General features: G+C 63.1%; 18 protein-coding genes. 14 read left to right on the top strand and 4 right to left on the bottom strand.

All coding sequences use genetic code 11. The features are described from left to right. Nucleotides 1–2: 2 nt before the first annotated feature. Together hutU and hutC are read right to left on the bottom strand one after the other, a co-directional pair. Nucleotides 3–1,685, bottom strand: a complete 1,683-nt coding sequence (gene hutU / locus SNE34_RS09895; protein WP_332616818.1) for a urocanate hydratase — start codon at nt 1,683–1,685, stop codon at nt 3–5. Between the two features lie 10 nt (nt 1,686–1,695). Next, on the bottom strand, nt 1,696–2,418 hold the full coding sequence (hutC, locus tag SNE34_RS09890) for a histidine utilization transcriptional repressor HutC (RefSeq protein ID WP_332616817.1): 723 nt from the start codon (nt 2,416–2,418) through the stop codon (nt 1,696–1,698). A gap of 204 nt (nt 2,419–2,622) precedes the next feature. Here hutC and SNE34_RS09885 point away from each other — a divergent pair, with 204 nt between their 5' ends. The 4 genes from SNE34_RS09885 (at nt 2,623) to SNE34_RS09870 (ending at nt 8,460) form a co-directional block, all read left to right on the top strand. Then, nucleotides 2,623–2,982: a CopL family metal-binding regulatory protein gene (locus SNE34_RS09885; protein ID WP_332616816.1), complete on the top strand. Its 360-nt coding sequence runs from the start codon at nt 2,623–2,625 to the stop codon at nt 2,980–2,982. 123 nt (nt 2,983–3,105) lie between these two features. Further along, nucleotides 3,106–5,847, top strand: a complete 2,742-nt coding sequence (locus SNE34_RS09880) for a TonB-dependent receptor (protein ID WP_332616815.1) — start codon at nt 3,106–3,108, stop codon at nt 5,845–5,847. An 85-nt stretch (nt 5,848–5,932) separates the two neighbouring features. Next, nucleotides 5,933–6,628, top strand: a complete 696-nt coding sequence (locus tag SNE34_RS09875; protein WP_332616814.1) for a PepSY domain-containing protein — start codon at nt 5,933–5,935, stop codon at nt 6,626–6,628. After that, nucleotides 6,625–8,460 (top strand): 2Fe-2S iron-sulfur cluster-binding protein, encoded by a 1,836-nt coding sequence (locus tag SNE34_RS09870; protein ID WP_332616813.1) that lies wholly within the window; start codon nt 6,625–6,627, stop codon nt 8,458–8,460. Before SNE34_RS09875 ends, SNE34_RS09870 begins: the two co-directional genes overlap by 4 nt. Here the strand turns inward: SNE34_RS09870 and SNE34_RS09865 are convergent. Continuing rightward, complete coding sequence (locus SNE34_RS09865; protein WP_332616812.1) at nt 8,450–9,364, bottom strand: alpha/beta fold hydrolase; 915 nt, start codon at nt 9,362–9,364, stop codon at nt 8,450–8,452. The genes SNE34_RS09870 and SNE34_RS09865 overlap by 11 nt on opposite strands. A gap of 99 nt (nt 9,365–9,463) precedes the next feature. On the opposite strand from SNE34_RS09865, the gene SNE34_RS09860 reads away from it, so the two are divergent. The 8 genes from SNE34_RS09860 (at nt 9,464) to SNE34_RS09825 (ending at nt 18,526) form a co-directional block, all read left to right on the top strand. Then, nucleotides 9,464–9,820, top strand: coding sequence for a hypothetical protein (locus tag SNE34_RS09860; protein WP_332616811.1), 357 nt, complete (start codon nt 9,464–9,466; stop codon nt 9,818–9,820). Between the two features lie 72 nt (nt 9,821–9,892). Continuing rightward, complete coding sequence (locus tag SNE34_RS09855; RefSeq protein ID WP_332616810.1) at nt 9,893–11,185, top strand: TolC family protein; 1,293 nt, start codon at nt 9,893–9,895, stop codon at nt 11,183–11,185. Continuing rightward, nucleotides 11,182–12,474 carry an efflux RND transporter periplasmic adaptor subunit gene (locus SNE34_RS09850; protein WP_332616809.1) on the top strand — a complete coding sequence of 431 codons (1,293 nt, stop codon included), beginning with the start codon at nt 11,182–11,184 and terminating at the stop codon, nt 12,472–12,474. The genes SNE34_RS09855 and SNE34_RS09850 overlap by 4 nt, the downstream gene beginning before the upstream one ends. After that, nucleotides 12,471–15,623: an efflux RND transporter permease subunit gene (locus tag SNE34_RS09845; RefSeq protein ID WP_332616808.1), complete on the top strand. Its 3,153-nt coding sequence runs from the start codon at nt 12,471–12,473 to the stop codon at nt 15,621–15,623. Before SNE34_RS09850 ends, SNE34_RS09845 begins: the two co-directional genes overlap by 4 nt. Continuing rightward, nucleotides 15,620–15,970, top strand: a complete 351-nt coding sequence (locus SNE34_RS09840) for a copper-binding protein (RefSeq protein WP_332616807.1) — start codon at nt 15,620–15,622, stop codon at nt 15,968–15,970. The genes SNE34_RS09845 and SNE34_RS09840 overlap by 4 nt, the downstream gene beginning before the upstream one ends. Before the next feature lie 412 nt (nt 15,971–16,382). Continuing rightward, nucleotides 16,383–17,426, top strand: coding sequence for a hypothetical protein (locus tag SNE34_RS09835; protein ID WP_332616806.1), 1,044 nt, complete (start codon nt 16,383–16,385; stop codon nt 17,424–17,426). A gap of 1 nt (nt 17,427) precedes the next feature. After that, nucleotides 17,428–17,853, top strand: coding sequence for a hypothetical protein (locus tag SNE34_RS09830; protein ID WP_332616805.1), 426 nt, complete (start codon nt 17,428–17,430; stop codon nt 17,851–17,853). Then, entirely contained in the window at nt 17,837–18,526 is a 690-nt protein-coding gene (locus tag SNE34_RS09825) for a hypothetical protein (protein WP_332616804.1), read from the top strand. Before SNE34_RS09830 ends, SNE34_RS09825 begins: the two co-directional genes overlap by 17 nt. A gap of 199 nt (nt 18,527–18,725) precedes the next feature. On the opposite strand, the gene SNE34_RS09820 is transcribed toward SNE34_RS09825, so the two are convergent. Continuing rightward, the gene (locus tag SNE34_RS09820) at nt 18,726–18,908 is read right to left on the bottom strand and encodes a hypothetical protein (protein WP_332616803.1); all 183 of its coding nucleotides are present in this window, start codon (nt 18,906–18,908) and stop codon (nt 18,726–18,728) included. 479 nt (nt 18,909–19,387) lie between these two features. Between SNE34_RS09820 and SNE34_RS09815 the strand changes: the two genes are divergently transcribed. Together SNE34_RS09815 and SNE34_RS09810 are read left to right on the top strand one after the other, a co-directional pair. Then, a complete protein-coding gene (locus SNE34_RS09815; RefSeq protein WP_332616802.1) occupies nt 19,388–20,107 on the top strand; it encodes an energy transducer TonB in 720 nt (239 codons plus the stop codon). A gap of 114 nt (nt 20,108–20,221) precedes the next feature. After that, the gene (locus SNE34_RS09810; protein WP_332616801.1) at nt 20,222–20,491 is read left to right on the top strand and encodes a hypothetical protein; all 270 of its coding nucleotides are present in this window, start codon (nt 20,222–20,224) and stop codon (nt 20,489–20,491) included. Nucleotides 20,492–20,618: the final 127 nt, after the last annotated feature.

Genomic DNA, 20,618 nt, shown 5'->3' with positions numbered 1-20,618 from the left:
GGTTATCCGGTGATTGCGGGCAGCTTCAGACCGTGGTCTTTCGCGCATTGCAGAGCGAGGTCATAGCCGGCATCGGCGTGCCGCATCACGCCGGTACCGGGATCGTTCCACAGCACCCGCGCGATGCGCTTGTCGGCTTCCTCGCTGCCGTCGCAGACGATCACGATGCCGGAGTGCTGGCTGTAACCCATGCCGACGCCGCCGCCGTGGTGCAGCGACACCCAGGTCGCGCCGCTGGCGACGTTGAGCATCGCGTTGAGCAACGGCCAGTCGGATACCGCGTCGCTGCCGTCCTTCATCGCCTCGGTCTCACGATTGGGCGAGGCGACCGAGCCGCTGTCGAGGTGGTCGCGGCCGATCACCACCGGTGCCTTCAGCTCGCCGTTGCGGACCATCTCGTTGAACGCGAGGCCGAGCTTGTGGCGCTGGCCGAGGCCGACCCAGCAGATGCGTGCGGGCAGGCCTTGGAACTCGATGCGCTCGCGCGCCATGTCGAGCCAGTTGTGCAGGTGGGCGTCGTCGGGGATCAGTTCCTTGACCTTGGCGTCGGTCTTGTAGATGTCCTCCGGGTCGCCCGACAGCGCGACCCAGCGGAACGGGCCGATGCCGCGGCAGAACAGCGGCCGCACGTAGGCGGGCACGAAGCCGGGGAAATCGAAGGCGTTCTTGCAGCCAACATCTGCCGCCATCTGGCGGATGTTGTTGCCGTAGTCGAAGGTCGGGATGCGGAGCTTCTTGAACGCCAGCATCGCCTCGACGTGCACGCGCATGGACTTCTTGGCCTCGTCGCGCACGGTGTCGGGGTCGGCCTTCTGCGCGCCCAGCCACTGCTCGACGGTCCAGCCGATCGGCAGGTAGCCGTGCACCGGGTCGTGGGCGCTGGTCTGGTCGGTGACCGCATCGGGACGCACACCGCGCTCGACCATCCGCGGCAGGATCTCGGCCGCATTGCCGAGCAGCGCGATCGACCTGGCCTGGCCGGCGGCGGTGTACTTCTCGATCCGCGCCAGCGCGTCGTCGAGGTCGCTGGCCTGCTCGTCGACGTAGCGGGTCTTCAGGCGCATGTCGATGCGGCTCTGCTGGCATTCGATGTTGAGGCTGCAGGCGCCAGCGAGGCTCGCCGCCAGCGGTTGCGCGCCGCCCATGCCGCCGAGGCCGGCGGTGAGGATCCACTTGCCGGTGAGGTCGCCGCCGTAATGCTGGCGACCCATCTCGACGAAGGTCTCGTAGGTGCCCTGGACGATGCCCTGGCTGCCGATGTAGATCCAGCTGCCGGCGGTCATCTGGCCGTACATCATCAGGCCCTTCTTATCGAGCTCGTTGAAGTGCTCCCAGGTGGCCCAGTGCGGCACCAGGTTGGAGTTCGCGATCAGCACGCGCGGCGCATCGGCATGGGTCGGGAAGATGCCGACCGGTTGGCCGGACTGCACCAGCAGGGTCTCGTTGTCGTCGAGGTTCTTCAGCGATTCGAGGATCGCGTCGAAGCTGTTCCAGTTCCGCGCGGCGCGGCCCGTTCCGCCATACACCACAAGATCTTCGGGGCGCTCCGCTACTTCGGGATCGAGGTTGTTCTGGATCATCCGGTACGGCGCTTCGGTCAGCCAAGACTTGCAGCTGAGTTCGGTGCCGCGCGGGGCGCGGATGACGCGTGCGCCGGTACTGGAAGGGCTGATGGGGGTATCCATGATTGACTCGTCAGGAAGTGGTGTCGCCGACCTGGAAGGAACCGACAAACCGGTACTTCGCAGCGGGGTGTGTGAGACGGACATAGCTGGCGACGTGGCCACGCGACCACGTGCGCCGGCTCAGGGTCAGCAATGGATCACCGGGTGCAACATCCAGTACCCGGGCTAGGCGCTTGTTTGCGGCTTCGGCCTCGATCGTGTGCTCGGTGCGCTGCAACGGCGCTGTCCGCATCAGGTACTGGTGCGGAATCTCCTCCTGGAAATCAATTCCCAGGTAATCGGGTGCGCAGATCGGATTGACGAAGCGATCTTCCAGTTGCAGAGGCTTGCCATCAGCCAAGTGGAGCAGCCGCGAATGAAACAGTTCGTGGGCGGCGGGCAGGCCGAACTGCCGCGCTGTGGTGGACCGAGCGGAGACCGGCTCGCAGATTAGCACTTGGACCATATGCGTCTGGCCCCGTGCCTGGATCTCGTCCCGAATGCTGCGTACCTCGAACATTGCGGATTCGGCTTTGGGAGCGGCCACGAATGACCCGACACCTTGCACCCGGGTTACCACTCCTGCGTCGGTGAGCTCGCGCAAGGCCCTGTTGACGGTCATGCGGGATACGTCGAATTTCCCCACCAACTCGTTCTCGCTCGGAATGCGGCTGAGCGGCGGCCAGTCACCGTTGGTGATGTGGCGCAGGATGTAGTGCTTGAGCTTCAGATATTGCGGTTTGGGTTCGTCCATCTGGTGATCATGGCATGTCTATACAAGCAGTGAAAGCGTGCAACGGCAAGGATCGCGGGACGATGATCACGAAACAGCGCAGATCCATAGCCCGCGCCGCCATTCATCTGAAGGGAGTGTTGACACTCGCTTTCAACGCGTGATATCTGGTGGTATAGACAACCGGATACCCGTCCAAGACTCATGCCGCCGTTCCCGCTAATCATGCGTTGCCTGTTGATCGCGGCCTTGTGTCTCGATTTCGGCGTGGCGCAATGGACTGCCAGCGCGATGGCGGTGACGGAGGCGCAACAACCATCCATTCAAGAGCACAATGCTTCGGCAGAGAACGCCGAAGACTGTGATGACGGCGCTCCGCAGGGTAGTTCCGACACGTCCAGCCATGAGGGCGAGTGTGATTCCGGCTCGGCGTGTTGCGCTGCCTGCGTCTTTCCGGTGGCGGCGATCATCCATGCAGTGCCGTCCGGCGCCAAGCACCTTCTGGTCGATCAGCCGCGGCCCCGATCGATCCATCTAGCAGTTCAACGCGACAACGGGCGCGTCTTCAGACCTCCCATCGGTTGATCTTGTCTGGCCACTGAGCAGTGGCCTTCCATTGCCTTTTAGCGTTTCAGTCGCGCGACTCCCGTGCCGGCTGCGCTGCCGGCATTCGATAGCAAGATCAGACACCGTAAGGGGATTCATTTCATGTCCTGCAAGCGCAACCATCTAGCGTTGGCGATCGGCGCGTTGCTGTCCGCCGGGATCGCGAACACCGCCTTCGCCCAAACCGCCGAGCCGGCGGCCACGTCCGCTGACACGGCGCAAGATCCGAAGACCATGGATACCGTGACGGTCACCGGCAGCCACATCAAGCGCGCCCAGATCTCGGGCGTAGGCCCGGTCACGGTGATCGACCGTGAGGCAATCGAGCGCTCCGGTGCCATCTCGGTTGAAACCCTGCTGCAGAGGTTGCCCGCGGCTGCCGGCTTTGCCGGCAATCAGACCAACGCCTATTGGGCCAGTAATGGCTACGGCACTACCCAGGTGAACCTGCGTGGCTTGGGCATCAACCGCACGCTGGTCCTGCTCAATGGTCGCCGCATCGTCAATGGTGGCACCGGCGCCAACAGCTCGGTCGACCTCAACATCATTCCCGTCGCGCTGATCGAGCGCGTCGAGGTCCTCAAGGACGGCGCCTCGGCGATCTACGGCGCTGATGCCGTCGCCGGTGTGGTGAACATCATCACCCGGGATGAATTCGATGGCGCCGAAGTCTCGGTGAGCTACGGCGAGACCTTCCAGCAGGACGGCGAGGAAGGCTCGGTCGATCTGACGTGGGGCATGACCGGCGATCGTGGGTCGATCATGGGAGCCATCAACTACTCGGCCATCGGCACGGTCAACATGGCGGATCGCGCCCCATGCGGTCTGGGCGAGTCCGACGGCGAACTGGTTTGCATCGGCAGCTCGACCACGATCGGCGGCCGGGCGGTGCTCGCCGATGGCAGCCGCGTCAACTTCAACCAGGATCCCAACGGTGATGGTGACGCGTTCGCGCCCTATTCGCCGGAACTGCACAACCTCAACTTCACCCCCTATCTCAACGCAGTCAATCCGATCCGGCGACTGAGTTTCAGCACCTTCGGCAACCTGTCGTTGAACGACAACGTGACGCTGTTTACGGAGCTGATGTACACGAACCGCCAGTCCGACCAGCTCGCAACGCCGGGTGCACTGGGCGCGTATCGACCGATCAACATCGCTGCGGACCATCCCACCAACCCCACCGGTCAGGATCTGTTGCTTCAGCGCCGCAGCCTGATGGAGGCCGGTGTGCGCGAGTTCTACCAGGAGACCAACACGTTCCGCACGGTCTTGGGACTGGAGGGACAGTTCGAAATGGGCGGCGGCTGGTGGGATTGGAGCACCGCCGTCAACTGGGGACGGAACACCGGCATCGACGGGTCCACCAACGTCGCCAACCTCGACCGCCTCGACCAGACCCTTGATACCTCGGTGTGCAGCAGTGCGCCCGGGGCGGCGATTCCATGCGCCGACTACCTGGGCGCCGGTGACGTCACTCAGGAAGTGCTGGACTACATCCTGTTCACCAGCCGGGACACCGGCGGCAATGAACAGAAGAGTTTCATCGCCAACGTGAGTGGCCAGCCGTTCGAACTGCCCGCCGGCTGGGTGGGTGTCGCGACTGGCATCGAGATTCGTGAGGAGAGTGGCTGGCGTGATCCGGATCAACTCACCATCCTCGGAATCGCCAACGGCAATCAACAGGATCCGATCGCGGGCGAGTACACCGCCAAGGAAGCGTTTGCGGAAATCGCATTGCCGTTGCTCAAAGACAAGCCGTTCGCCGAAATGCTGACGCTCAATGCCGCGGTGCGCTACTCGGACTACGATTTGTTCGGCGCTGACACCAACTACAAGGTCGGCCTTGACTGGCAACTGGTGCCATCGTTCAAGATTCGCGCCAACTACGCGACTGCGTTCCGCATCCCGAATGTGCCCGAACTGTTCGGAGGCGTCGCGGAAGGTGGGCTGACCACCACCGACCCGTGCAGCGGTTGGAGCAGCTTGTCGCCATCTTCCGTCGTCTATCAGAACTGTCAGGCCTCGGGTGTTCCGGTTGGCTTTACCCAACTGGGCAATTCGATTCTCACCACGGTCGGAGGCAACGCCAATCTGGAGCCCGAAGATGCCGAAACCCTGACGATCGGTACGGTGTGGACGCCGACCTTCGCGCCGAATCTCACCCTCACGCTTGACTACTTCAACATCAAGATCGAGAACGCGATCCAGCGTATCGACGGCTCCACCAAGCTTGCGATTTGCTACGAGAGTCAGGGGCTGTCCCACCCGTTCTGCAGCAGCTCCAACTTCACCCGCAATGCATTGACCGGCGAAATTAACTTCCTCTCGGCCCAGCCGGTCAACGCGGCCAGTGAACGCGTCTCCGGCCTCGACCTGGGCATGCTTTACCGGTTCGACGTTGCGGGTATCGACGCCAACGTGAGCTGGGACGTGTCGTACCTGAAGAACTATGACGTTCGTCCATTCCTGGGCGCGGAGGAGATCAACTACGCGGGCATGATCACGGGCGGCAGTGGCAGCTTCACGCACTGGCGCTCATTCGGCTCGTTGACGTTGGTCGAGGGTCCCTGGTCTGGCTCGTACTCGCTCCAGTACATCGGATCGGCGGAGGACATCAACGCATCACCCGGCGACATTGGTGATCACTCACCCAGCGTGGCTTACCACAATGCACAGGTGAAGTACGCCTTCAGCCCATCGTTCGATCTAGCCTTCGGCGTCGACAACCTGTTCGATAAGAAAGCGCCGTTCATCCAGAGCTGGACAGACGCGAATACCGACACGATGACCTACGACCTGCTGGGCCGCCGCTGGAACGCCAAGCTGACTTACCGCTGGTAATCAATCAGCCCGCAACCCCGTCGGCATTCGGTGCCGACGGGTTCTGGCCGCTCCCGCGCCAACCTGCAGACGGATAGCTACTTCCATGAAACCCGCATTCTGGGCGCGTCGTGCCCACAAGTGGATCGCCCTCGTGATCGGCGTTCAAGCATTGCTATGGATGCTGAGCGGCGTGTACATGACGGTGATCTCGATCGACATCATCCATGGCGACCACCTCGCCCACGCCGGAGCCAAGCCGCTGTCGGCATCCGGACCGCTTATTGATCCCGACGCGCTGGCGCAGCAATACGCCGGCCTGACTTCATTCCGGCTGAAAAGGTTCATGGGCGATGCCGTCTATGAGGTGCATCAGGCCGACATCATAACGCTGGTAGACGCGCATTCCGGCGCCCGGCTCAGTCCATTGAACGAAGAGACCGCGGGTCAGCTGGCGCAGTCGCTCTATACCGGCGACGCGCCGATCCTGAAGATCGAGTTGGTTACGGAGGCTCCGCAGGAAGTCGGCGGAGCATCCGTACCAATGTGGCGTGTCGAATTTGCCGACACCAGCGAAAGCACGCTCTACCTCTCACCGCAAACCGGCGAACTGATCGCCAAGCGGCACGACTTGTGGCGCTGGTTCGACTTTCTCTGGATGTTCCACATCATGGATTACGAAGAGCGCGCCGACGTGAATAACTCGCTGTTGCGCGTGGCCGCATCGCTGGGCCTGCTATTCGCGCTCAGCGGAGTCTGGTTGCTCTTCTACAGTTTCAGCAATAAGAGGCGCAGCGCATGACACCCTGGATGCGCAAGCTGCACAAGTGGGTGGGCCTGATCATCGCCTTGCAATTCGTCGTCTGGACAGCCAGCGGCCTGACGATGAGCTTGCTCGATGCCGAGACCGTAGCGGGGCAGCAGCATCGCGCCGATAACGCGGACGAGCCTCGGATATGGCCTACAGGCATGCTCTCGCCGGCGCGGATCGTCGCGATGGAGGAGCGGCCCGTACAGACCGTCGAGGCGTTCTGGTTGCAGGATAGACCGGTGTATCGATTGGTCTACGAGTCCACCGCATGGCTCGTAGACGCTGCCAACGGGCAACCTGTATTGGTTGACTCGATGATTGCGAGCGAGATCGCCGCTGAGGATTATGCCGGCAGCGGTGCAGCGGGCGAGCCAGAGTGGATGAAGGTCGCCACCTTGGAAGTGCGCGACCACCAAGCACCGATGTGGCGCGTGCCGTTCGAGGATGGCGAAGGCACCACGCTTTATGTTTCGGGGCAGGACGGTCGCGTCCTGGAACGTCGCAACGACACGTGGCGCATCTTCGATTTCGTGTGGATGCTGCACATCATGGATTACACCGGTCGGCAGAACTTCAACAACCCACTGGTGATCATGGCGGGCTCCGGCGGCTTGTGGATCGCGCTTTCCGGATTCTGGTTGCTGGTCACGAGCTTCCGCTTGGGCGAATTTGTTCCGAAGCGCTGGCGTCCGGCCCGCGAGTTGACGGTGTTCGATCCAGACGGCACCAAACTGCGGTCGGTCGAATCACACACCGGCGATAGCGTTTATCTGGCACTGGCGCGAAACGGCCTGCAACTGCCGTCCAATTGCGGAGGCGGACAGAGTTGCGGATTGTGCGAAGTACGCGTCCGCGGCTCCGCGCCAGCGCCGACGAGTTCCGATCGGGAGCATCTCTCGCAGAGTCGGTTGAAGATGGGCCACCGCTTGGCCTGCAATCTCACGGTCAAGGGCAGTACGCAGATCGAGGTCGCCGGTGGTGCCGGACTATGGACCGAGCGCACCGCCAAGGTCGAGACAGTCACGGCGGTGACGCCGTTCCTACGTGAAATCGTGCTTGCGACCGACACACCAGCCGGACCGGAGTTCCAGCCGGGCGCCTACCTCCAGGTGCACGTGCCGGACTACACGTTGCAGCGCCACGACATCGACCATCCCGAACATCACCGCAATGACTGGGCGGCACTCGACTTGCCGGCAACCCTTGCCAACAAGGAGCCGGTACGACGGTCCTACTCGCTGGCGCTGCCGATCGAAAAGGCGGGAGGGCACCTGACGCTGCTTGCGCGATTCAGCCCAGGCGGGCAAGGCAAGAGACGCCATCCCACTGGCAAAGGCTCGACTTACCTGTATTCACTCAAGCCGGGCGACATCGTGCGCTTCAGCGGGCCATTCGGTGATTTCGCGCTCCAACCGGGGAATAGGGAGAAGATCTTCATCGGTGGTGGCGCCGGCATGGCGCCGCTGCGGGCGATGGTCCATGCGCTTCTCGACAGTGGTGCCAACGAGCGTGTTCATTTCTGGTACGGCGCGAGAAACCTGCGTGAGGCGCCGTATGTAGAGGAGATGGCGGAGTTGGCCCAGCGCCATCCAAATTTCACTTGGCACCTGGTGCTGTCGGAGGAAGCGGAGCATGGCGCAGGGCTGGTAAAAGGTCTGGTGCACGAAGCAACGCACGATGCCTTGCTGCGTGACCACCCCGACATCCATTCCTGCGAGTTCTATCTGTGCGGACCGCCTGCGATGCTTTCGGCGACGCGCCAGTTGCTACACAAATTGGGTGTCGATGAAACGATGGTGGCGTACGACGATTTCAAGATTTGATGTTGGAGAAGATGTCGGAAAATTCGATCAGGAACGTCTGGATAACGGGCGCGAACACGCGCCCGAAATCATCAGTGGTCAGAAGATCGGTAGACATGCCGACCTCGGCCAGTCGACCATTGGGCAGGGCTTCCGCCAACTGTTTCGCAAGGCCGGCCGGATGGCGCCAGTCGGCCCCCGGGATGATCAGGGTGGGGACATCGATCGCTAGGAGTTCGTCGATGCTGTCGAATGCGCGGTCGTAGCCGATAGCGGCTGCGGCGGCGGCGCTGGCGGGATCAGCGTGCGGCAGCGCTTCGCGCACCATCGCGCCGATCACGGGGGAGAGGTGGGGCAGGATAGGGTTCCAAGCCGCTGCCAGTCCGTCCGCGCGTACACGCGCTGCGAATGCCTCCATGAACGCTATTTCGGCTTGCTTCGCGGCGTCGTCTTCGATGTCTTCCAAGCTGATCAACACCAAGCCAGCGACGCGCTCGGGATTGGCTAAAACCGTGCGCAGGCTGATGGTCGTTCCCAACCCCGCGCCGCCAATGAGTGCACGATGCACGCCGAGATGGTCCAGCAAGGCGATGACGTCTTGTGCGTACTGCGCCCAGGTGTGCCGCGCCGGAGCTCCACATACCGAGCGGCCGTAGCCGCGAATGTCGGGCAGGATCACGTGGGCGCTGCCAGCCAGACGCCGTGCGAGCGGAACGAGGCTGCGGTGATCCGGCCCACCTCCATGCATGAGCACCAGAACGGGTGCCTCAGGTGGTGCATCTTCTGGAATGAAGGCGATCAGCGGCCATCCGTCGTGTCCGGTGTATCCGATGGGCATCATGTCGCGTGAGACTCGATCTGGGCTGCCGCGCGTGCAGCCGTGGCTGGAGTGGCGCATCTGAGCCGCCCACTTGACCTGGGTCAAGGGCGGCCCCGTTCAGGTCGTCCGGCGGGCCAGCATCCACCACGCTTTCAGAAGTCTCGTAGTAGCATCACGCCTATGCCGCTTCGTCGCCACCACCGCATGCGCATCGCTCTTCTAGTGGTGCTGTGTCTGCTGTTCCAGCAGATCGCAGTGGCGGCCTATGCCTGCACGCTTCCGGAGATGCCGCCGGATCCGGTTGCCATGACCGAGGACTGCAGCAGCATGGAAATGGACGTGGTGCAGGAGGCGCCGGCGCTGTGCGCCAAGCATTGTTCGCCCGACCACGCTGTTACAGCTGATCTGGCCGCACCGCATGTGCCTCCCTTGGCTTTGCCGCCGCTGCTGTTCGAGCCGGTGCTCGCTTCGCCGCACGCCCGAATTGCTTTCGCAACTTACGGGCCGATCGACCACTCCGGTCCACCACCGCGACTGCGTTACTGCAGCTTGCTGATCTAGACCCCAACGACACGTAGCTACGGCCGCGGGCACCGAAAGTGCCTGCGCAGTCCCGATGTCGTTGGAGGTCCCATGTTTCCGCTTCTTTTGAACGCCCGAGTGGCGCAGCCCTGCGGCCGCGCGACCGGTGCCCGGTTGCTTGTCTTTCTGCTGCTCCTTTGGCCCGTCATCGGGTCTGCACAATCCACCTTGTCACTCGATCAGGCCATGCGTCTGGCGGTCGAGCGCGCGCCGATGCTCGATGCTCGCCGTGCCCAGGTCGAGGCAGCCCGCCAGGATTGGCGTCGATCCGGCCGCTTGCCGGATCCGATGCTGATGGTCGGCATCGACGACTTGCCGGCCAGCGGTTCCGACGCGTTCGATCCCACCGCAGACGCCATGACGATGAAACGGATCGGTATTCGTCAGGACCTGCCGGCGCGGGCTGAGCGCGCCGCCCGTCGCTCTCTGGCGGCCCGCACCATCGACGAAGCACAAGCGGTCGGGCAGGCCGAAGCCCTTGCGATACGCCGCAGCGCTGCAGAAGCCTGGATCGGCCTGTGGGCGACGCAACAGGAATTGGACGAACTGATCGCACTGCGCGAGCAGACTGATCTCGCCAGCCGCTTGGCACAGGCTCGCGTCGCCGGCGGGACCGATCCGGCGGCCGACGCCTTGGCTGCCGAAGCGGCGGTGCTGGAGCTGGAGAACCGGATCGAATCGGCACGTGCTGCACATACTGCGGCGCAAGCCGGATTGGCTCGCTGGATCGGCACCGACCTGTCGGGCGTGACTGCGGAAACGCCGGATTTCTCCCATTTGCCGATATCAGAAGCGCAACTGCAGGCGTCGCTGGATCGGCTGGGTCCCCTGTTGCCGATCACCGCACGGCTCGAGACCACCGCGGCGGCAGTCGATCTCGCCCGGGCAGAGAGGCGTCCGGATTGGAGCGTTGCGGCCTCCTACGGCGAACGCAACGGCGGCGGCAGCGGCATGCTCATGCTCGAAGTCGCGATCCAGCTGCCGCTGTTCACCGGCAATCGCCAGGACCGCGATGTGGCTGCGCGCCAGGCCGACTACCAGGCCGCGCTGGCGAGCCGCGAAGCCGTCCGTCGTGAGCAGATGGCCGCGATCCGTGGCCAGGTCGCCCGATGGGAGTCGCTCAAGCGCCAGGTGGAGCGCGAGGAGAGCGCATTGTTGCCACTGCTGCGCGACCGGAGTGCCACCGCCTTGGCCGCCTATCGAGCCGGCGCACCGGTGCGGCCGTGGTTGGATGCCCGCGGTGATGAACTGCAGGCCCTGATTGAACATGCCCGCCGTACAGGTGAACTGGGGCGTACCTGGGCGGCGCTGGCCTTTCTGTTGCCGCCGGAGGTGGAGCAATGAGCCGCACGCAGAAGGTTTACGTCGCTCTCGCCGCACCGATGGTGCTGGTTGCCGGCATCGTGCTGGGCATCTGGTGGGCAGGGAACTCGTCCCCCTCGACAGCGGACGGACAGGCAGCGAGCGCTTCCGGTGAGCGCGATGTGCTGTACTGGTACGACCCGATGCAACCGGACCAGCACTTCGACAAGCCGGGCAAGTCGCCGTTCATGGACATGCAGCTGGTGCCGAAGTACGCCGACGAGGCGACCGGACCCCGTATCTCGATCGCGCCAGGCACGCGCGCGAACCTGGGTATCCGCACTGTTGAAGCAGAACGTGGCAGCCTGGCGGGTACGATCAGTGTGCCGGGCACGATTGGCTGGGACCTGCGCCAGGAGCATGTCGTCAGTGCGCGCGTCGACTCGGTGGTCGACCGGCTTTTCGTCAAGGCTCCGTACGAGCCGGTGCGCGCCGGTCAACCGTTGGCGGGCATCATCGCCCCCAACTGGAACACAGCGCTGGCGGAGGTGCAGGCGCTGCAATCGGCGGATTCCGCGGCGGCGCAAGCCCTACAGCCCGCAGCTCGGGAGCGCCTGCGTGCGCTCGGCCTGCCGTCGCATGCGCAGGTGAGCAACGGCCGCATCGTGCTGACCGCACCGGTCAATGGCATCGTCAGCGAGATCGCAGTGCGCGAAGGCGCGGCTGCGCCAGCGGGTACATTGCTGTTCCGCGTCAACGGCACCGATACGGTGTGGCTGGAGGCCGCGATTCCACAAGCGGGGATCGGCGGTGTCACGCCTGGTACGCCGGTCGAGGCGCACGTGAGTGCCATCCCCGAGCGCGTGTTCGAGGGACGAGTGGAATCGCTGCTGCCGCAGATTGATGCGGGAAGCCGCACCCAGCAGGCGCGCATCGTGCTGGAAAATCCCGAAGGGTTGCTGGTGCCGGGGATGTTCGCGCAGGTCACGCTAGACCCGGTCGAGAGCATCGAGCATGTACTCTTGCCATCCGATGCAGTCATCGGTGCCGGCGCGAAGGCGCGTGTGGTCGTCATGGAAACGGACGGCCAGTTCCGGCCTGTGGCAGTGCAAACCGGGCGCAGCGGCGGGGGGAAGACCCAAATCCTGTCCGGTCTGCAGGAGGGCGAACGCGTTGTGGCCTCCGGCCAGTTCCTGATCGATTCGGAGGCCAGCCTTTCCGGTGCACTCGAGCGGCTCGATGCAACCCCAGCGGACGAAATGCCGGCGATGCCGGACCGCGGGCTAGTACCGGACACCGATCCGGGAGCTGGAGCGGAGCCGACACGATGATTGCTTCGATCATTCGCGCTGCGATCGCCAATCGCGTGCTCGTGTTGATGGCGGCGCTCCTGCTGACGATCTGGGGCGTGCTGTCGGTGCTTCGCACGCCATTGGACGCGCTGCCCGACTTGTCGGACACCCAGGTCATCATCCGCACCGAATGGCCCGGGCAACCGCCCCGCATCGTCGAGGACCAGGTCACATACCCGCTGAGCGCGACGATGCTGTCGGTGCCGGGGGTCAAGGCGGTGCGTGGCTACTCGTTCTTCGGTGACTCATTCGTCTATGTGCTGTTCGACGACGACACCGATCTGTATTGGGCACGTTCGCGCGTGCTGGAGTACCTGAGCCAGGCGCGTGACGGGTTGCCCGAAGGCATCACGCCGTCGCTCGGACCCGATGCGACCGGCCTGGGCTGGGTGTACCAGTACGCGCTGGTCGACCGCACCGGCCAGCACCATCTCGGCGAGCTGCGCGCGCTGCAGGACTGGTTCCTGCGTTACGAACTCAAGACCATTCCCGACGTGGCCGAGGTCGCCAGCATTGGGGGCATGGAGCAGGCGTGGCAGGTCGTGCCCGATCCGCAGGCGCTGGCGGCGCGAGGCATCACCGTTGCGCAACTGGTCGATGCGATCCGCGGCGCAAACGGGGCAACTGGTGGTTCGGTGATCGAACAGGCCGAAGCCGAACTGATGATCCGCAGCGAGGGCTACCTGCAGAGCCTGGAAGACTTCGAAAGGATCCCGGTCACGACGGGCAGCGTGCCCGTGCTGCTCGGTGAGGTCGCGCGCGTGCGTCGTGGCCCGACCCTGCGCCGCGGCATCGCCGAACTGGACGGCGAGGGCGAGGTCGCGGGCGGCATCATCGTGCTGCGCTCGGGCAAGAACGCTCTCGCTGCGATCCGAACGGTCAAGGCGCGACTTGACGAATTACAGGACAGCCTGCCGCCGGGTGTCGAAGTGGTGACGGTGTACGACCGTTCCGAGCTGATCCTCGATGCGGTGACCAACCTGACGCACAAGCTGATCGAAGAGTTCCTAGTCGTCGCGCTCGTTTGCGCGCTTTTTTTGTGGCATCTGCGATCGGCACTGGTCGCTGTCATCAGCCTGCCGATCGGCGTATTGGCAGCCTTCATCGTGATGCGCTACCAGGGAGTGAGCGCAAACCTGCTGTCGTTGGGGGGCATAGCAATTGCGATCGGAGCCATGGTCGATGCGGCCGTCGTGATGATCGAGAATGCTCACAAGCACTTGGAAGAGTTCAGCGCACGCCACGGGCGCGAGCCGCAAAGGCAGGAGCGCTGGCGCCTGATGGGCGAGTCGGCCACCGAAGTCGGGCCGGCGCTGTTCGTCAGCCTGCTCGTGATCACCCTGTCTTTCGTACCGGTGTTTTCGCTGCAGGCGCAGGAAGGTCGGATGTTTTCGCCACTGGCGTTCACCAAGACCTACGCGATGGCCGCCGCGGCGGGCCTTTCGATCACGCTGGTTCCGGTGTTGATGGGATACCTGATCCGCGGCCGCATCCGGCCGGAACAAAGCAACCCGATCAACCGCGGGCTCATCAAGGGCTATAGTCCGGTGCTGGAGGCTGCGCTGCGCCATTCGCGCCTGACTTTCGCGCTTGCTGGCGCCGCGCTGCTGCTGACCCTGCTGCCGCTGCTGCGGTTGGGCAGCGAGTTCATGCCTCCGCTCAACGAAGGTACTTTGTTGTACATGCCGACCGCACTGCCGGGATTGTCGGCCGGCAAGGCGGCGCAGCTGTTGCAGCAGACCGACCGCATGATCAAGACCGTGCCGGAGGTGGCCCATGTATTCGGCAAGGCCGGACGCGCCGACACTGCGACCGATCCGGCGCCGTTGGAGATGTTCGAGACCACGGTAACCTTCAAGCCGCGTCGCGAATGGCGTCCCGGCATGACGATGGAAAAGCTCGAACAGGAGCTGGACGAGGCGGTCCATGTGCCGGGTCTAACGAACCTCTGGGTGCCGCCGGTCCGTAACCGCGTCGATATGCTCGCCACCGGCATCAAGAGTCCCATAGGCATCAAGATCTCCGGACCGGATACCGACGTGCTTGCACAGCTCGGTGACCGCATCGAGCAGGTGGCCGGTGCCGTGCCGGGAGTAAGTTCGGCCGTGGCCGAACGAGCCGCCGGCGGACGCTACCTGGACGTTGAGGTGGACCCCATGGCGGCCGCGCGCTATGGGCTCACCCAGGCTGACGTGCAGAGCCTGATCGCAACCGTCGTCGGCGGCCAGCCGATCGCCCAGACCATTCAGGGCCGCGAGCGCTATCCGGTGGTCGTGCGCTATCCGCGCGGGCTGCGCGACTCCGCGGCCGAACTCGCCCGATTGCCGCTGATTGCTCCCGGCGGAGTGCAGCTCACGCTGGGGCAGGTGACGGAGATTTCGTACGCCGCCGGTCCACCGATGCTCAGGAGCGATAACGGTCGCCTGACAAGCTACGTCTATGTCGACGTTGCGGGACGAGACTTGGGTTCGGTGGTTGAAGACCTTCAGCGCGTCGTGGCCGAACAGGTGGAGATGCCGGCCGGGTACTCGGTTGCGTGGTCGGGCCAATATGAGTATCTGCAGCGCGCGAGCGAACACCTGCGCGTGGTGGTGCCGGCTACGTTGCTGATCATCTTCGCGCTGATTTCCCTCGTGTTTCGCCGCTTCGACGAGGCGGCGATCATCATGCTTAGCCTGCCGTTCGCGCTGATTGGCGGACTCTGGCTGGTGTGGATGCTTGGCCATGCAGTTTCGGTTGCGACCCTGATCGGCTTCATCGCACTCGCCGGCGTGGCCGCCGAGTTCGGCATCATCATGCTGCTGTACCTGCGCCAAGCCTGGGAGCGACAGTTGTCCGCCAACCCCAATGCCGGTGAAGTCGAGCTTGACGCAGCAATCCGCGAAGGTGCGGTACAACGCGTACGGCCAAAGGCAATGACGGTGGCGGTGATCCTTGCCGGCCTGTTCCCGATCCTGATTGGCGGCGGCGCGGGTTCGGAGATCATGCAGCGAATCGCTGCGCCAATGGTAGGTGGCATGCTCACCGCACCGCTGCTGTCGATGCTGGTGATTCCAGCCGCCTATCGATGGCTGCGTCGACGTGAATTGGTTCGCAATCATTCCTTCAGCCACGGGAGAACCGCATGAAGATCTTGACCGCGTTACTAGTGCTCGGCCTGTTAGCCGGGTGCTCATCGCCCAACGATCAATCCGCCGGGCGCACCGAAGCATCGATCGCTGAGACGACCCAAACGGCTGTACCACCTTCCACAACCGTTGCTTCGGCCACCGGCGTCGTCGAATCCGTCGATGCTGAAGCAAAGACCGTCACCATAGCCCACGGACCAGTTGCCGCCTTGGAATGGCCCGCAATGACGATGACGTTCCAAGCCCCGAACGTGGACCTGACCGCCGTTGAAGAAGGCGATGAAGTCTCGTTCGATATCACCTCGTCGGGCACGGACACAACGATTACGTCGATTACACGTCGATAGTCCAGAGAGGCGTGCAGGCTGACAGGTGAGGCACTGCATGGCCGTGAGGACGCCCATGACTTGACCCATACGAAACGTGTTGACCGCTTTTGGCCGCAAGCGGTCGCAGTGACAACAGGGCAGCAGAGCCAGGTTGAGAAGGGGGTACTGCAGGGCTTCCACGACATTGTCTGAGTGCCATAACCTGATAGTGCCGGCCAACTTGTGCTTTCTCAGAGCGGCCAACTGATGCTTTAACGCACAGGCTGCCTTTTCGATGTGGTCTTTTTGTTGCCGCGGCGTGCTCTAAACACAACTTAAGCACGGCAAACGAAAGCGCTACTCGCCGCCTCTGCGGGCCGCCCAAGTCAGAAACTGCAGCGCCCTTACCGATGATCTATCCTCGGTGGTGAACTTGGGGGAGGAGCTAGGAATGGAGCTGTTGGACCTTCTGCATGGTTTGCGCCGTGCACCGTGGATGGGAATTGGTCGCCATATCGTGCTTCGAGCTGGATTCGATACCGCTCGGGGCTATGAAAGAACCGTAGGGGCAATATTGGCGGAAAAGGAGGATTCCTCAAAGATCAAATTGCTTGCTAACGGCCTGACGGAGCATTTGGTTGCGGGTGAGAAACTCATCCAGTTGGTCCGGTTGGAGGGAAAGGACAGGAACGTGCTCCAAAACTGGATCCGGACAAAGCGGCGGCACTCCAACGCGCTTACTGATGCATTTCCAGGCGTTGCGCCCAAGAGCGCAGTCGTAACCTTCCGGGATCAACCGGTGACTTCAGTTGGTTCGGTTGATCTTGAAGTCGGTGCTGCAGCTCTCTTCACTGCTTCTCGAAATTACGTCGAAACAGTAGACGTTCCGCCCAGCAGGTTGAAGGCAGGCGCTGCTGAAGGCTTTGAGAAGCTAGTCGGCTATCAGCGGGTATACATGCAAACCTACGAGGCGGTATGGCTGCCTCCACAGGGTGACTACGCATGCATCGCCGTGGATCTGCCTCGTGGCATTCCCAAGTCATTTGCCCAAGCCTCTGCAGATGCTTTGCACCATGCCGTACGGCAGCAGCTCGGGCACCAGCTCAAGCTTCTGAATTTTTGGCCCGCCGTCTATGGCCTCTATCTTGCGTCTGATGGAAAGCTCGTGGATTACGGGTTCTCTGTGGCCGGTCAATCAGTAAACCACCACAAGGCGCGGCGTAGGTCCGAGTGTCTGCGCAAAGCGGTGTACGATGCTGCCGGAGCCAAGGCTGTCGCGGCCGCCGGTGACGAGCTTGAGCTATTCAAGGTCGCAATGCAGTGGCAGTTGAAGCAAACGGACGGCGTCCTCGTCGAGCCCGAAGTGCTGGTTCCAGGGGTTGCCGCAGACCTCAATAAGGCCATGCCGATCGTCAATCACGTCATCTTAAGAGACTGTCTCACCACACGAGACCTGGAGTTTGTAGTCTCCAAGCTCGCACCTCACGTAAAGTGAAATGACCTCAATTCAGGACATTCGCGTAGAGGCACTCTCCCTCCCCGATCCCGAGGTGAGGGAGATTTGTACGCGTTTGGTCGATGGGTTAGCTAATCGCGTCGCGACCAATACGACTCGCTGGACGTTTAAATCCCTCTCAAAGCTGGCGCAGCGTCAGCCAGACGATCCGCTGCTTCAGCGTTGCATACAGATTTTGACCACGCGTCCGCGTGTGAAGATTCTCGATATGCATTTTCTTTTCTTCGATCCACTAGTGCCAGACAGCATCGGCGAGCCGATCGATGATGAAGAAGTCGCTGCCGCGTACTCTCAGGGGTTCTTGGTAGATCCCCTCAAGGGGCGAGAGATTCAAAACTTTGAGAAAGCGCTCGTGCCCTATTTTCAGATTGTCGAGGGCTTGGAGGCGCATGGATCCCACCGTTGAGCAGCTGCGCAAGCGTGCAGAAGAAACAGTAGTCGGGCGACTGCACTTCCAACAGCTGATGTGGCGTTTCAACAAGCCCAAGTATCCTGAATGGGTTCAGCACGTCGAGGAAGGAGTCGCGCATCAAATCAGTGAGATGGCAAGTCGTCGAAATGATCTGCATGACTTGGACGAAGATGCATTAACTGCCGTTGTTGTTATTGCCCTTCGAAACCTGGACATGGATATTGACGGCAAAGTTGTTAATGGGAATGCCGACCTTTCGATTGAATTCGATGACTATAGATGGCTCGGAGAGGCCAAGATTGCATTAGATGCAAGCAAGCTTTATCACGGTTATCAGCAGCTAACCAGCAGGTATTCCACGGGGCTCCCGAATGGAAGTGCAGGTGGCATGCTCCTGTACTGCACGCACGACTCGGCGAAAGTCATTTTGGATGGCTGGAAAGCAGCGCTGGAGCATCAGGTGCCGCATTCAAATCCTATTGACGGCGAAATGCCCCTTTCTTTTCGGTCTACGGACACCTGCGGCTCGACGGGACTCTCATTGGATATCGTTCACCTCGCGTTTCCGCTGTTTCACAAACCGCTAGAAAATGAGTCGAAGCTATCCAAGAAAGCCATTATGGAGGCTCGTAACGCAAGGGCGAAAGCTAGGAAATCGGCGTCATAGAAAATATGGCGAAGCTGTTCGGCTTCTACTACTGCCGCCAATGGGACTTCTACCCGAGCCGTAGGCCTTCTATGAGCTGCGCAAGGAACTCGGCGCCCGCTGGTCGCAGGGCGGCCGCGCCCGCGTGGAGGAGCCGGTGACGATCCCGGCGCCGCCGGCCCCAGCCAAGCGGGCGCCCGTGCCGGCCTGATCGCTCCGATCACCGCAATACCGCAGAAGCCGCCTCCGGGCGGCTTCTGCATGTCTGGAGGAGTGTTTTCCGGTCGTTTTGGGCCGAAATGAGGTTCCAGACCCCATCGATGACCTCCAGTTGGCCGTCCACGAGGTCCGCGAGGCCGTCGACGATGTCCCGGAGGTCTCCGGCAGATGCCCAGGAGGTCATTCGAAGACCTCCGCAAGGTCTCCAGCAGACCTCCGGAAGGTCTCCGGCGATGTCCGCGAGGTCTCCGGCAGGCCTCCACGAGGTCTTCGATAGATGTCCCGGAGGTCTCCGGCAGATGCCCGGGAGGTCTCCGGCAGATGCCCGGGAGGTCGTTCGGAGATCTCTGGAAGGTCACCAAGGGCCTGTCCACCCACTGCCATCGAACCGCAGCGAGTCGGTCACACTCCGCGCCTAACCTGCCGCTGTTTCGTGGCGCAGGGGGCGCACGCGTGCAGCACACAGCGACACCACTGCGGCGGGCGGTCCCGGTGATCCTGGCGATGTCGGCGTGCATGGCCGGTTGCGGACCGGCCGAGCCTGCAGCCGGCGCAGCCCCGCCAGCCCTGGAAGCGGCGCCGCGGGAAAACGTCGCCGCGGCCGGCCTCCACTCCCGGAGCGGCGAACCACACGGCGATCTCGGCGCGCTGGCGCGGAAGGCGATGGCGGAAAGCCGCATCCACTCGCCGGCGGGCGACAGCGCGATCGACCATTACCTGGCGTTGCGTGAGCACACGCCCGACGACACCGGGGTGGCGGCGGCGCTGGCCGAGCTGTCGCCGTACATGGTGATCGCCGCAGAGCAGGCGATCGGGCAGGGGGATGTGTACGAGGCCGACCGGCTGCTGGAACTGTTGTGGCGGATGGATGCCGGCATGCCGGCGCTCCCGCGGCTGCGCGGGACCCTGCAGGCGCTGCACCAGGCCCGTCAGGCCGAGATGGAACGCGCGGCCCGGGCGCCGCAGTTGACCGCAGCGCCGACGCTCGCGGCCGATTCGAAGCGCGCCGCCGCCGCGACCCCGGTGCGCGTTGCCGCGTTGCCGCCGTCCGTCCCGCGCGCGGCGCCGGACACCGGCGTGGCCAGCGCGCCATCGGCACCGACGCGGACCACGCCAGTACCGCCGCCGATTCCCCGCCTGATCACCGATGCCGTCCCGCAATACCCGCTGTCGGCGCTGCGCCGCGGCATTGAAGGCCGCGTCCGGGTCGCCTTCACCATCGAGCCCGACGGCAGCGTCAGCGCGCCGCGACTGGTCTCGGCCAGTCCGGCGGGTGTGTTCGACGAAGCGGCCATGGCCGCCGCGAAGCGCTGGCGGTTCGAGCCCGGCGCGACGGCGGTCAGCACCAGCCGCGTGCTCGACTTCTACCTGCCTGAAGGCTGACGGGGTGCCACATCTTCACGCTCCATCCATGTATTCCAACGTCTGCTGAATGCGTCACATGACTCCGGCAGAAAGGTCGCTATATTCCGAGACCCCCAGAGAAGGAGAGTTGGCATGTTCATGACCAAGCAACACCTGACAACGGCGCGTACGCTCGGCATGGCGCTCGTCGCCGCCGTGGGTCTTGCCAGCTGCGCCACCTATGACGACGAGTTTGCAGGAATCAACACGCGTCTCGATCAACTCGACACGAGGGTGCAGGACGCAGCCCAGAGCGCCGAATCCGCCAATCAGTCCGCGCAGCAGGCCAACCAACGGCTGGATCAGATGGAAAGCCGCGTCCAGCAGCTCGAAGCGGCGCCGGTCCGCGCGCCGCGCGGTTAATCGCTCCCGCTCGATTCGCGACAACGCCTGAACCTGGACCCGGTGGCCCTTGCTGGCCACCGGACTCCTTGTCTTCACCCAGGCGTCTTCACCCAGATTTCGTTCCAAGGAACCGCCCTATCAATAC

Origin of the sequence: Novilysobacter erysipheiresistens, from assembly GCF_036663935.1 — a bacterium.
Classification (GTDB): Bacteria; Pseudomonadota; Gammaproteobacteria; order Xanthomonadales; family Xanthomonadaceae; genus Novilysobacter; species Novilysobacter erysipheiresistens.
This window is presented reverse-complemented; position numbering and strand designations above follow the sequence as displayed.

What these genes read in the sequence shown, in the direction of transcription:
- hutU (WP_332616818.1), bottom strand. Translation starts at nt 1,685, where the DNA reads ATGGATACCCCCATCAGCCCTTCCAGTACCGGCGCACGCGTCATCCGC.
- hutC (WP_332616817.1), bottom strand. Translation starts at nt 2,418, where the DNA reads ATGGACGAACCCAAACCGCAATATCTGAAGCTCAAGCACTACATCCTG.
- SNE34_RS09885 (WP_332616816.1), top strand. Translation starts at nt 2,623, where the DNA reads ATGCGTTGCCTGTTGATCGCGGCCTTGTGTCTCGATTTCGGCGTGGCG.
- SNE34_RS09880 (WP_332616815.1), top strand. Translation starts at nt 3,106, where the DNA reads ATGTCCTGCAAGCGCAACCATCTAGCGTTGGCGATCGGCGCGTTGCTG.
- SNE34_RS09875 (WP_332616814.1), top strand. Translation starts at nt 5,933, where the DNA reads ATGAAACCCGCATTCTGGGCGCGTCGTGCCCACAAGTGGATCGCCCTC.
- SNE34_RS09870 (WP_332616813.1), top strand. Translation starts at nt 6,625, where the DNA reads ATGACACCCTGGATGCGCAAGCTGCACAAGTGGGTGGGCCTGATCATC.
- SNE34_RS09860 (WP_332616811.1), top strand. Translation starts at nt 9,464, where the DNA reads ATGCGCATCGCTCTTCTAGTGGTGCTGTGTCTGCTGTTCCAGCAGATC.
- SNE34_RS09855 (WP_332616810.1), top strand. Translation starts at nt 9,893, where the DNA reads ATGTTTCCGCTTCTTTTGAACGCCCGAGTGGCGCAGCCCTGCGGCCGC.
- SNE34_RS09850 (WP_332616809.1), top strand. Translation starts at nt 11,182, where the DNA reads ATGAGCCGCACGCAGAAGGTTTACGTCGCTCTCGCCGCACCGATGGTG.
- SNE34_RS09845 (WP_332616808.1), top strand. Translation starts at nt 12,471, where the DNA reads ATGATTGCTTCGATCATTCGCGCTGCGATCGCCAATCGCGTGCTCGTG.
- SNE34_RS09840 (WP_332616807.1), top strand. Translation starts at nt 15,620, where the DNA reads ATGAAGATCTTGACCGCGTTACTAGTGCTCGGCCTGTTAGCCGGGTGC.
- SNE34_RS09835 (WP_332616806.1), top strand. Translation starts at nt 16,383, where the DNA reads ATGGAGCTGTTGGACCTTCTGCATGGTTTGCGCCGTGCACCGTGGATG.
- SNE34_RS09830 (WP_332616805.1), top strand. Translation starts at nt 17,428, where the DNA reads ATGACCTCAATTCAGGACATTCGCGTAGAGGCACTCTCCCTCCCCGAT.
- SNE34_RS09825 (WP_332616804.1), top strand. Translation starts at nt 17,837, where the DNA reads ATGGATCCCACCGTTGAGCAGCTGCGCAAGCGTGCAGAAGAAACAGTA.
- SNE34_RS09820 (WP_332616803.1), bottom strand. Translation starts at nt 18,908, where the DNA reads ATGACCTCCTGGGCATCTGCCGGAGACCTCCGGGACATCGTCGACGGC.
- SNE34_RS09815 (WP_332616802.1), top strand. Translation starts at nt 19,388, where the DNA reads ATGGCGGAAAGCCGCATCCACTCGCCGGCGGGCGACAGCGCGATCGAC.
- SNE34_RS09810 (WP_332616801.1), top strand. Translation starts at nt 20,222, where the DNA reads ATGTTCATGACCAAGCAACACCTGACAACGGCGCGTACGCTCGGCATG.